The sequence below is a fragment of the Alkalicoccus saliphilus genome, from assembly GCF_003044065.1.
In the GTDB taxonomy this organism is placed as follows: domain Bacteria; phylum Bacillota; class Bacilli; order Bacillales; family Salisediminibacteriaceae; genus Alkalicoccus; species Alkalicoccus saliphilus.
The window spans coordinates 1-11,706 of record NZ_PZJJ01000024.1; the positions used below are offsets into that span (position 1 = coordinate 1).

Annotated in this window: 9 protein-coding genes and 1 pseudogene; 6 read left to right on the forward strand and 4 right to left on the reverse strand. The window is 35.3% G+C overall.

Annotated features, from left to right (window positions below; translation table 11 throughout):
- The first annotated feature begins 132 nt into the window (after positions 1–132).
- The 4 genes from C6Y45_RS12890 to C6Y45_RS12905 all read left to right on the forward strand — a co-directional run bounded on the left by C6Y45_RS12890 (position 133) and on the right by C6Y45_RS12905 (position 5,058).
- Complete coding sequence (locus C6Y45_RS12890; RefSeq protein ID WP_107585643.1) at positions 133–1,245, forward strand: cupin domain-containing protein; 1,113 nt, start codon at positions 133–135, stop codon at positions 1,243–1,245.
- Positions 1,246–1,322: 77 nt separating this feature from the next.
- The gene (locus tag C6Y45_RS12895) at positions 1,323–2,786 is read left to right on the forward strand and encodes an aldehyde dehydrogenase family protein (protein WP_107585644.1); all 1,464 of its coding nucleotides are present in this window, start codon (positions 1,323–1,325) and stop codon (positions 2,784–2,786) included.
- 50 nt (positions 2,787–2,836) lie between these two features.
- Positions 2,837–3,946 (forward strand): cupin domain-containing protein, encoded by a 1,110-nt coding sequence (locus C6Y45_RS12900; RefSeq protein WP_107585645.1) that lies wholly within the window; start codon positions 2,837–2,839, stop codon positions 3,944–3,946.
- 350 nt (positions 3,947–4,296) lie between these two features.
- The gene (locus C6Y45_RS12905; protein WP_107585646.1) at positions 4,297–5,058 is read left to right on the forward strand and encodes an IclR family transcriptional regulator; all 762 of its coding nucleotides are present in this window, start codon (positions 4,297–4,299) and stop codon (positions 5,056–5,058) included.
- 196 nt (positions 5,059–5,254) lie between these two features.
- Here C6Y45_RS12905 and C6Y45_RS12910 read toward each other — a convergent pair whose 3' ends face one another.
- From C6Y45_RS12910 to C6Y45_RS12920, 3 genes and pseudogenes are all read right to left on the reverse strand, one after another.
- Complete coding sequence (locus tag C6Y45_RS12910; protein ID WP_107585647.1) at positions 5,255–6,280, reverse strand: restriction endonuclease; 1,026 nt, start codon at positions 6,278–6,280, stop codon at positions 5,255–5,257.
- A 40-nt stretch (positions 6,281–6,320) separates the two neighbouring features.
- Positions 6,321–6,694: pseudogene (locus tag C6Y45_RS17970) on the reverse strand (recombinase family protein); the annotation flags it as partial.
- Positions 6,695–6,726: 32 nt separating this feature from the next.
- On the reverse strand, positions 6,727–7,986 hold the full coding sequence (locus tag C6Y45_RS12920) for a hypothetical protein (protein ID WP_107585648.1): 1,260 nt from the start codon (positions 7,984–7,986) through the stop codon (positions 6,727–6,729).
- Between the two features lie 588 nt (positions 7,987–8,574).
- Between C6Y45_RS12920 and C6Y45_RS12925 the strand changes: the two genes are divergently transcribed.
- Positions 8,575–9,138 carry a recombinase family protein gene (locus C6Y45_RS12925; protein ID WP_107585649.1) on the forward strand — a complete coding sequence of 188 codons (564 nt, stop codon included), beginning with the start codon at positions 8,575–8,577 and terminating at the stop codon, positions 9,136–9,138.
- Between the two features lie 416 nt (positions 9,139–9,554).
- The gene (locus C6Y45_RS12930) at positions 9,555–10,448 is read left to right on the forward strand and encodes a nucleotidyl transferase AbiEii/AbiGii toxin family protein (protein WP_107585650.1); all 894 of its coding nucleotides are present in this window, start codon (positions 9,555–9,557) and stop codon (positions 10,446–10,448) included.
- Here the strand turns inward: C6Y45_RS12930 and C6Y45_RS12935 are convergent.
- On the reverse strand, positions 10,443–11,315 hold the full coding sequence (locus C6Y45_RS12935) for a type IV toxin-antitoxin system AbiEi family antitoxin domain-containing protein (protein WP_107585651.1): 873 nt from the start codon (positions 11,313–11,315) through the stop codon (positions 10,443–10,445). The genes C6Y45_RS12930 and C6Y45_RS12935 overlap by 6 nt on opposite strands.
- Between the last annotated feature and the right edge of the window lie 391 nt (positions 11,316–11,706).

Below are 11,706 nucleotides of genomic sequence, written 5' to 3' on the forward strand. Positions count from 1 at the left end.
TCCCAAATGATCCTAAGACCATTATCTAGAAATATCTCGAGGTGTCCAAGAGGAAAGTATCCTTGAGAAGAAAGCAAGAGAAATTGATAAGTTCCAAAGGGACTTAAACATACTATACGAGGAGGGAGTTATATGAAAACTCGAGATAGTAAAAATTTAGAAGAACTACATCAAAACCTTCAAGAAGAAAATATGGGGCCTCTTTGGTCTTCAATTCATCAACTTAATACAATTGAACCAAAATCAAAACCTATAGCTTACTTATGGAAAAAGGAATTAATACGTAAACGTTTAAAGGAAGCGGAAGAGTTGCTTGAAGTTGGAGAAGGCGCTGACCGTAGGGCAGTGTTTCTTATTAATCCAGGTATGAAAGATCTTGAACCAGTTGGATGGGGTGGGGCTACTCAAACTCTTTACGCTGCAGTACAAGCGGTGAAACCTGGGGAAATTGCTCCTGCTCATCGTCATACTACTACTGCTTTACGTTTTATAATAAATGGTCATGGAGGGGAAGGAAGGGTGAATGGTGAAAAAATCACATTCGAACCAGGTGACTTTCTTATTACTCCTACGTGGACGTGGCATGACCATACTAATATTAATGATGAAGAAGTAATTTGGATGGACTGTTTGGACGTTCCTTTTACAAACTTTCTATCTACCTGTTTTACAGAATTTCATGAGAAAAAACAACAAGACTTATTAGTCGAAGATAATTTCAGCTTGAAAAGATATAATGGCGGGATGGTCCGACCTATTGATGATCGCAAAGAAAAAATAGCTCCTTTAGGAAGATACACTTGGAAAATGGCTAAAGATGGTATAGAGGGTTTGATGGAGCTCGATCCCAATCCAATTGATGGATACGCAATAGAGTATATTAATCCTTCAACAGGAAAAGATGCTAACGATCGTATCGGTTCGCGAATGCAATGTTTAGCTCCAGGTTTCAAAGGTAAAGCCCATCGTCATGTACACAGTACTATTTATCATGTTTTCAAAGGTGAAGGATACTCCGTTATTGATGGAGAGCGTTTTGATTGGGCCGAGGGAGATTTTTTTGTAGTACCTACATGGGCATGGCACGAACACATCAATACTTCTAGCTCTAAAGAAGCTTTTCTATTCTCTACTAATGATTTGCCAATTATGGAAGCGTTTGATTTTGAGGTAGAAGAAAACTTTAAAGAAAATGATGGTCATCAAATTATTCAAAGTGTTTTTAACCCGATAAAGGTTGATTAATAAATAACAGGAACTACTTGCTATGATTTGCTCAGTAGTAAGTTTTATCATTCAAATTTATATTAGGAGGTAATGCTTTGAACAATTATCCTGTGATGGAAAAATTAGATGGGGTCTTTATTAATGGAAAGAAAGTGTCCACAAATCAAATTCTTGACCTCTATAATCCAGCTAATATTGATGAGCGGGTGGGGAAAATCTCTACGGGAGAAGTTTCACATGTGAAACAAAGTATTGAAGCTGCAGAAGAAGCGTGGAAAACGTGGAAAGAAGTTCCTATCGAAAAACGTCTAGCTTATCTGAGTGAAGTAGCGAATTATATAGAAAGTAATCTTTCTTCTTTAAGTGAGCTTTTAGTTTTAGAACATGGAAAAACTTTAGAAGAATCCTCAATGGATTTAAAAGCAGCTGTGGGTGTATTACGTTATTATGCTAGTTTAAACCATGCGTTAGATGAAGAAGTAGTTGAAAATGAACAAGGAAAAATGGTGTTAAAAAGACAACCGGTCGGCGTCGTTTCTGTCATCGTTCCCTGGAATTTTCCAATTATTTTATCATTTCTTATGCTTGCACCTTCTATTTTGGCTGGAAATACGGTAGTTATCAAACCTCCATCATTTGCTCCAATGACTCTAACAAAAATTCTTACTCATTTTGCTGAACAGTTACCAAAAGGGGTTCTTAATATTGTACTGGGTTCAGGTTCAACTATTGGGAAAGAAATGACAGAGCATCCGAGAGTTAGGAAGATAGCCTTTACAGGAAGTACAGAAACAGGGAGAACTATTATGAAAGGAGCTTCTAATACTATAAAAAAGTTAAGCATGGAACTTGGAGGAAATGATGCAGCAGTTTTCTTGAAGGATCAGCCAATTACAGACAAATTAATAGAAGACTGTATAAAAGCAACTTTTACAGCTTGCGGACAAATATGTTATTCAATTAAAAGAGTTTATGTGCCCTCAGAAAATTATGAGCTCTTTATAAAAAAATTTACTGAAGCAATGGAAAATTTTAAAGTAGGATCGGGATTGGATCCCGATGTAGACATGGGGCCTATCAATAATAAACCTCAATATGACAGTATCTTAAGGTTATTAGAGAAAACCAAAAAAAGAGGTAGTGAGATTAAGGAATTAGGTACCTATAGTTCTTCTATAAAACCGGAAAGAGGCTACTTTTTATTACCTATGCTTGTAACAAACGTGAGTAATACAGATCCAATTGTTCAAGAAGAGCAATTTGGGCCGATCCTCCCAGTTGTAAAATATTCAACAGAAGAAGAAGCACTTGAATTAGTTAATAATACAGAATTTGGTTTGGCAAATTCTGTATGGTCGCCTAATGAAGAAAAAGCCTTTGAGTTTGCTAGTCACTTACAATCAGGAAGTGTCTTCATTAATACTCATAGGGTAGGAGCTTCGGCTGCTAACATGCCTTTCGGAGGGTTTAAGCAAAGTGGAATTGGAAGAAGTCATGGGATGGAAGCAATCTATGAACATACGGAGCTTCAAGCAATTATTCGACGCTCAGACATGTAACTACAAAAATATTGGTTTTTTAATAGTTTAAAAGAAAGGAAGTTTTAACGATGGCAGAGAAAAACGATTTTTTTAAAAGTGATATCGTCAAGGATTTCACCAAGGATATCCAGCAGTATAACCTCGGACCCCTCTGGGAAGCGATCCCGGAAGTCATGAACAAAACCCCAAAGCCCCATGCGGAAGCATATCTCTGGAGTGGGGAACTGATGGACAAAAAGCTCTCCGAGGCGGCAGAAATCTTCACCCCTGAACGAGGCGGGGAACGCCGGGCCATTTACTTTCAGAATCCGGGACTGACGTACCGGAAACCGTGGGGCCAGGTCTCTACAACACAGACGCTGTACGCCGCGGTTCAGCTTCTGCAGCCGGGAGAACAGGCTCCATCCCACCGGCACTCTCAAAGTGCCATGCGTTTTATTACGAAAGGGGAAGGCGCTTATACGATCGTTCAGGGCCAGCGGATCTTCATGGAAGAAGGCGATTTTCTCATCACTCCGAAAAATCTCTGGCACGGGCACGGCCACGAAGGCGATAAGCCGATGGTATGGATGGACGCCCTTGATATTCCAACGATTTATTCTCTTGGAGGTACGTTCTTCGAGCCATATGAAGACGGACTCCAACAGCCGGAAGTGCCGGATAACTTTTCCGAGATCCGGTACCGGGGCGGCATGGTGCGTCCGGTGGGCGATGGGAAATATTCGATTGCACCACTGGCTAACTACAAATGGTCCGGCACGACCGCAGCGATCAAAGGCCTGCAGGAATTCGATCCGGATCCGTATAACGCCTTTGCGATCGAATATATTAATCCGTCTACCGGGAAGACAGCCAATCCGACGATGGGCTCCCGCATGACGCATCTGCCGGCTAAATTCCATACAAAAGCCCACCGACATACTCATTCGGTGATCTACTGTGTGCACCGTGGAACCGGATATACCGTCATTAACGGCACCCGTTTTGACTGGAAGCAGGGAGATTACTTCGTGGTGCCGAACTGGGCATGGCACGAACACTTTGCAGAAGAAGATTCCTACCTGTTCTCGGTCAACGATATTCCAATTATGGATCGGTTTGAGTTGGAAAAGGAAGAAGTGTACGAGGAAAACAACGGCCATCAGAAAGTGACAGGAGAGTTTAACGCCTACCGTTAATATCTTTCTTGCTTAAACAAAGTGCAGATTCTGCCAAGAATTGATATACTATCACGACTGTTTGAAACTCTACTGCTTTCAGCAAGTTTAATAAGAAACATTTAATACATCTTTTAAATGAAGAATAATAAGGACAATTTATGGTTAGTAAATGGAAATAAAAAGAAATATATTCAGCCCATGATAAGGAATTCGTTTAGAGCCGTGTGCTTTAAATGTTATCATGGGCTCTTTGTATAACGCGAAAATGTACATTAAATCGTATGTTTGTCATAATGAATAATGAATTTATCATATGTTTATTTATTAAAGTTATTTCTTTTTAAAATAGAATAAGGAGGTGTTTAAAAGTGAATGAGACTACTGAAAAGAAAAAGCCGGTCATTCAGTCACTGCAGGTAGGGATGTCGATCCTTCAAGTAGTGAACGATTATAGAAGACCGATGAAATTTTCTGAAATCCTTGAAGAAACAGGCATTACAAAAAGCAACCTTTATAAGTATTTGAATACATTGATAGAGCTTGGGATGCTTTATAAAAGCTACCACACAGGAAGGTATTCTCTTGGGCCAAAGATGGTGGAGTTTGGAATGAATGCTACGAACAACGACAATGTAATAGAGCAGATCACTCCTTATTTGGAAGAAATAAAAGTGGAGTTTAACGAAACAGTGATTTTTTCTAAGTGGACAGTCGGCGGCCCTATGATCTTAAAAATAGTCCATGGCTCGCATATATTTAATATAGGCGCAGAAATTGGAAGCCTAATGCCTGTATATTCAGCTACGGGTAAAGTGTTTGGGGCGTTTGCTTCGGGAGAAATTGAAACGTGGACAAAAAAGCAATTGGAAGAGCTAGAAGAAGAAAAAGCTCTTACATTAGAAAAAGAATTTGAGATGATTAGAAATGAGAAAATTTCTTTTGCAGAAGAAGCTATTGCGCCCTCTATTTCTTCTTTAGCTATACCTATATTGAACTTTGAAAATAATATTATTGGAACCATAACTGTAGTTGGATTTAAAGAACGTATGAGGGAACTTTCAAGAAAACAATTAGCTGAACAAATATTAATAAAACGTAAAATTATTTCTAGAATTTTTGGAGAGAAATAAATAAAAACTAGCACTGTAAACTAAAAGTAATAACAACAGTATAATTTATGAATTTAAATATGACCATTTAATATCAGCATAAGCTTAATTGCTCCGGTTTGCACCTGCTAAAGTATCAGCAGGTGCTTTTCTACAAGAGGTGCTAATTATTTTTATTTGTATGTGAATTTGGTCCTTATAAAGCTATTAAAATGTTTTAATTCTCATCGTTATCTAACATCCAAACCTGTTTAATCGGAATATCTTTTTTAAACTCTCTACTTAGATTCTCATAGTTTTCAAATATTTCTTGAATCACTTTTTTTGAATCCCATAGACGTACCCTAAAAAATTGTTTTGGAATTTCACGATTAATAGAGGATTTAAATCCACTCCACGAAACGAGCAATCCATAATCTGCCCCATAGTTACTCATTGTTCCAATCAGTTGATCCAATACCGTTCGATCCAAAGGTTGATCAGAAGATTTCACTTGTACGCAGATCTTGGTTCCACCAAAGCCCATACTTCCAAAACTGGCTAGCACATCTACCCCATTATCACGACCTTCAGGACTTCGGTACGTAGTAAACCCTTTAGCTCTAAGAATCTCTTCTATCAAATTTTCCATCCTAGAGCCCTGGAAGCGTTGAATAATTCTTTCAGATATTTGATCGTAAACATATTCATCTAAATTCACTTCTACTGTTTCCTCATTTTCTTCTACACGATCTACTACATTTTTGTTATTAGGGACTTTCCAATTGTTGGCCTGCATTGCTATTATTCTCTTTTCAGCATTATTTCGAGTAATGCGACATACCGTCATGAATGCCCCTAGAGAATAGAGAATATCTTGGTCAAATCGATCTCGGGGAAGATCTTTTTTGATCCATTCTACTTTTCTATGATGATAATAAGGGTTTCCTAAGGATTTGTCGTAAACGTAATCCCCTTTAATTTTCCCAATATGTATAGTCCGGTTTATTTTTGAAGGAAGAATTATCGTATCTTCAAGTTCCATTGCATGAGCAAATGGCCATATTTGAGAAGCGAAGTTAAGAGCTGTTTTTTCTTTTTGTAAATCGTAATGGTGGATGAGGGTTTTATAAAGAGCCTCTTTTGATTCGATTTGTTTAAGATCAATGGGAAGGTTTTCCCAAGTTAAATATATTCTTTCATCCTCTAAAAATTTATTCTCATACTCTCCTTGCTTTCCTGCACGAAAAAGCCATACCGTCATTTACGTCACCTCTTCATTTATTTTATAAGATCATAATCTTTCATGGAGTTTTGCTGGAGTCTTCTACATTTTTAAGAAGCTTGTAGAAAGTAGTTTTCTTTATATTCGCTTCTTCCATTTTAGGCCTTCCATAAGGCTTGCCATTCTGTAATGCAGCATCGATTCCTTTTCGCTGACGCTTACGATCTCGTTCATCTTGGGCGACCCAGGAAAGAATCTGCAAGACCAGATCCGCAATAAATGTCCCATACTATCCTTATATTCGGTAGTATCTAATAAAGGCATATCGAGAACAACAATGTCCGCCTGAATCTCTTTAGTAATTTCATTCTATTCCCCTAAAATTTCCTCTTTGTTCCTTCCAAAACGATCCAAGGAATGAATATAGAGCACATCTTCTTTTCGAAGCACTCTTTAATAACTAATATTATTGGATGAAATTTTGTTTAATTCCTATATGCAGCAATTAGATTATTGTTCTTATCATATTCGATTTGTAAATCTAGCGGTTCATCTAAAGGAATGGAGTTAACCATTTTTAATTGATTAATGTGCTGTTGGTTAGTAGATTGGTGTGATTCTATTATTTCACGGTGGTATAAATATTGTTCGGTAATTGCTTCCTTTTTTATTTGGATCGTTTTCTGTCTTCTGAAAGTTGCATCAAGTTCTAAGGTCTTTTTAGAAATTAAAGATTCAAAATTGGAATTTAATTCATCTAATTTAATATAAAAATCCTCGATATCTGATAATTTGTTGCGGCTCACCTCATTGTGGCTATTAGAATCATTCACTAGTTTCAAACAAACTGAAATTAACTCTAGACTGCCATAACCAATCAGTAATTGCTCTTCAAAGGTAAGATAAAGATCTTTAACACCCTCGATGTTTTCATCTATTTTAAATTTAGTATTTTTGAAATTCGAAATCTCGTTTATTAGTGTGTTCAATTCTATAAACACTGATTCCAGTTGAGTGTATGCTTCAGAAGAAATATCTTCTATTTTTATGAGATACGCGTTTGACAGATGATCCTGTGCAACAATACTCGGCAAAATAGATTTTAGATAACGTATATTTCCATTTATAAATCCTAATTTATCATTAGTATATTTGCGAAGTAGTGAATCAATTTTTTTATCCATAAGGTTTAATTGCTTGTTTATTTTATCTAGGTGTTCTTGGGATGTCACGATAGTCATAACGCCAAAAGCCACGTTTGCTAGCTGTGTTGGATTTATTTTTTTAATATTTTTACTTTCTGCCCATCCGTGCGCCCTAATTTTCCCTTTATTATCAACAGCAATCGTCCTAAATTCATCGATTGAACCCTTTTTTCTCGCGATTGTGAGCTCTCCATTATTAAGTTTATCCATGACTTCTTTTTTGAATTTAATAATAACCTTTTTTTCTGTTCGAACGAGATCAGAAGCAGCTGGCGTAATTTTAATAATCTCTTCAACGTGATTCTTCAGTTGATTTGTTAATACGACAGGTGTCTGTTGATTAAATGTTTGGATTTCATTCTTATTTATAGCTGAAACTTCCCAGGGTATTTGTTCTTCTGATAAGTACGTGTCATTAGAGATATGATTAGGCTTAGCAGAGAGACTCTGCTTTTTAGCTAGAAATGTATTTCTTTTATAAAATAAGAGGATAGTCAAGACAATAAATAACAGAATAAGAAATCCGATTATAAATTCCATTTTTTCACTCCGATCTCTTTTTATAAACCTTCTTAGAATACAAAGTTTATTGAAGACGCTATATACCTCTAACTTCACATCATTTGTATAAATTAAATTGTATAGAATTAACCTAAGTATACATTAGAAATGAAAGCTACTAAGGTGAAAAAGTAAAAAATGTTAGTTTTAGGAACTGGCAGTTCACATACTTTTTGAAAACCGAAAAAAGATATATAGATAGATGTAGGTTAATAAAGGAGAGAGGAGATTTCAAGAAAATACAAAAGAAATACCCGGAGTAAAAGAATATTACAGAGCAATATCTGTCCACTTACACTTGACAGTTACAAATGCCTCTTTCATAACTCCAGCTTTATTTTTATAAAAATAATATCTTAAATAAATTGTTTCTCAAAACGAGCTCCATAGAAAATATAATTAGTTCCCTATCAAAAACGATGGTTTTTGATATTGCTGAGAAGAAGATGAAAATCTTATTCTTTTTTATGGATTTATTATATCAAAACTTATTTCAAAATCTATATATCATAAATGGATGTTTTTGATATAATAAAACTAATAACTTAACTGAAAGTAGATGATTTTATGATTATCGGATATGCCCGAGTCAGTACAATTGATCAATCGTTGGATTTGCAATTAGATGCATTAAAAGAATTTGGATGCGAGGAAATATTTCAAGAAAAATTATCGGGGGCGAAAGACGATCGTCCGGAATTGGCGCAAGCAATCAAAATGTCACGGGCTGGTGATAAGTTTGTTGTTTATAAATTAGATCGATTAGCTAGGTCAACAAAGCGATTAATAGAGATTGCCGAACTACTTCGAGAAAAAGACGTGGAGTTTGTCAGCATCCAGGATAATATTGATACAGGTACAGCTGCGGGAAAAGCAATGTTTGGAATGTTGTCGGTTCTCGCTGAATTTGAAAGGGATATTATTCGCGAACGAACGATGGCAGGATTAAAGGCTGCACGTGCAAGAGGAAGAAAGGGGGGACGACCAAAAGTAAACCAGCAGAAGCTAAATCAGGCACTGGCACTTTATCATTCTCAAAGAATGAGCGTGAGAGAGATAGAGGAAGCTACAGGAGTTTCGGCTGCTACATTATATAGACAAATTAAGAGGGAAAGAAAAACTGAGGTATAAAAAATTTAGGACTTTATCTACTTTTACCTTTACTACCCCCACATAGTTAACGCTATCATCCGATGATCTGATGGTTTTTATTTAAAACCACCTCTGCCATGACCTCTTCTCCAATGAGTTTGAAGTATCGAATAGATAACCAATATAGACGAGTTTCTTCTATAATATGGCCTCAAAACATAAGGTGGCCAAAAAGTGTACAGCTCATTGCGGGCTATCCCCTCAAAGCGTATGTGGGCATATTTTGATATTGTTAGAATATCTATTTCTTTAATGTGAACATATATAAAATTGTTGACGGGTCCTATTAGCATCTAATTAAGTAGGGAACTACTAAGGTATAGCTAGGAAAGCCATGAAAGATTATATAAAAGAAAAAATTACAATATAGCATAAATTTGGTGGTGATTATTAATATGCAATATAATGAATTTATGGAAGAATTAAGAAATTTAACTATCATTTCTCTTTTTAGTGATGACGACTTGATGGATATTCTTGTCTTAAAAGGCGGGAATGCTTTAGAACTAGCTTATAAAATGAATTCGAGAGCTTCTATTGATATTGATGTTTCAATGGAAAAAGATTTTAAAGATTTTGGTTTCTCTATAGAAGAAATAGAGGAGAAATTAAACAGGAGTTTAGACGAGACCTTTCTAGAAAACGGGTATAAAATATTTGATATGAAACTTGAAGAACAACCTCGAAATAAAGATCCTGAACAGACGGCCGCTTGGGGGGGATACCGTGTTGTTTTTAAAGTTATTGAGCATGATAATTTTAAAAAAATTGGCCAAGAAAATATTGATAAATTAAGAAGAGAATCACTTCCAGTCTCTGGAGGAAAAAAAATTATTAAAGTTGATATTAGCAAATACGAATTCGTTTCACCCAGCGAAACGACCGATTTTCATGACTTTATCATTCGTATTTATTCTCCTCGGATGATCGTTTTTGAAAAATTACGAGCTATATGCCAACAAATGGAAGAATACGCTGTTGCTAACCGAACTAGTCGTTCTCCACGTCCTAGAGATTTTTACGATATCTATATGGTTATTAATCAATTAGATCCATCGCTTGACTTTAACGAAAGTGAAAATCAAGCGATGATTAAAGAATTTTTCAAAATTAAAAACGTGCCTCTATATTTGTTAGGAAACATTTCTAGAGAAGAAGTCAAACAGTTTCATGAGCAACAATATAATGATTTGCGCGATACAGTTAAAGGCGAAATTTTTCCTTTTCAATTTTATTATCAATTTGTCGTAGAAAAGGTGAAACAGCTAAGGATTTTATGGGAATTATGATAAATCACGAGGGTAATATAACTTCCATCGTTTAGAATATGACAAATTCTTCATATTATGAGACAAATAAAAGTCGAATTTTTGAGGGAACTTCTCCAAAAGTTGAAGAGATGATTCCTTATAACCGGCTTTTTCAAGCAAAAAACCAATAGATTGGTGATAAGGATAAATAAAATTTAATTTTTTTAAATATGAATATATTTTATTTACAGAAACACTACCTATAGAATTTTTATAAATATTTAATACCTCTTGAATACCACCCGAGTAGTTAGGACGAACGGCAATATCGATTAATGTCCGTTCGACATTTGTTATTTGAAAAGTGTCTTTACTTTGGACACCTAATTTATTTGTATGCTTTCCATTTAATAAATAAATTCTTCTACCGTCATATATGGCTACATTTTTCGAGGTTCGCGTTTCTTTTTGAAAAGCTTGATCAATAGAATGTTGCTCTAGTGAAGGATTGGCATATTGTTTCTTAGTTTGTTCTTTATTAACATAAATAGTTTTTACTATGCTATCAGTGAGGTCGTGATGGAAAGCAGCTGTATAATGTGAAATGTAGCTATCTTTCGCTAAAGAACAAGCTAATTCTAATATATCAAAGTGGCCCCATAAATATCTTGTATAAGTACGTTGGGGGAATTTGATATCGACATCTTTTATATGATGGTATTTGTATAAAAATAGCAATAAATCTCCTGTAGTAGTCGAAACAGGTAACTTCCAAGCTTGTCGATTTTCATCTAATAACCGATTAATGTCTTCCTCTGTGAAGACATTTTTGTTTTGTCGTTCTAGTTCTTTTATAATTTCTTTTTCATATAATTGCATAATTTGATTTTTACTAGGTTTTTTCAAATTAAAACCCCCATACAATAAAGTATATATACTTTATTGTACGTTAATTTACAAAGAAAAGCAAGAGGAGAAACAACTATCCCTCTTGTTAAAAGACTTTTAACTTTTATTAATATTTATTAAACATAATAAAGTATATATACTTTATTATGCTCATTAAAACAGAAAATGTCAAGTGTATAAAGTCTACATATTTTGTATATTAAAAGTTTTTTCGAGATATAAGCACTTTGAATTCTTAAATTTTCCTTTTCGTAAATACACTTAGAGATAAAAGGACGTTCGTAAATTGTTTGGATAGATTTACGAACGTCCTTTTTGTCGTTTGTAAGTTGTTTTACAACGTTCGGGAAGGTGTACTTTTGCGAACGGACTTAGATAACTATAACTT